Genomic DNA, 273 nt, shown 5'->3' on the forward strand with positions numbered 1-273 from the left:
GTGGCTCGATTACGCCGATCCTGCGGTGGCTCCAATACGCCGATCATCGAGTGGCCCGATTGCGGCGATCATCCGGTGGCTCGATTACGCCGATCCCGGAATGGCTCGAATATGCCGGTCAGTGACACCAGCGCTTTCGCAATCGCTGAACCTTCCGAAACCAGCTTGCGCTGCGCCACCATCCATTCATGAAGTGCGTCGCACACCGGTTTGGCCCGGCTCTGTCGAAGCCTGCGACGCTCTTCAGCTTCCAGTGTCTGCGCCTCGCGCTCG

1 pseudogene is annotated in these 273 nt (G+C 61.5%); it reads right to left on the bottom strand.

The window, feature by feature from the left end:
* Positions 1-128: 128 nt before the first annotated feature.
* A pseudogene (locus ACLFKU_RS44570) lies at positions 129-273 on the bottom strand (IS66 family transposase); the annotation flags it as partial.

The sequence above is a fragment of the Paraburkholderia sp. EG304 genome, from assembly GCF_046543485.1.
GTDB classification, from domain to species: domain Bacteria; phylum Pseudomonadota; class Gammaproteobacteria; order Burkholderiales; family Burkholderiaceae; genus Paraburkholderia; species Paraburkholderia youngii.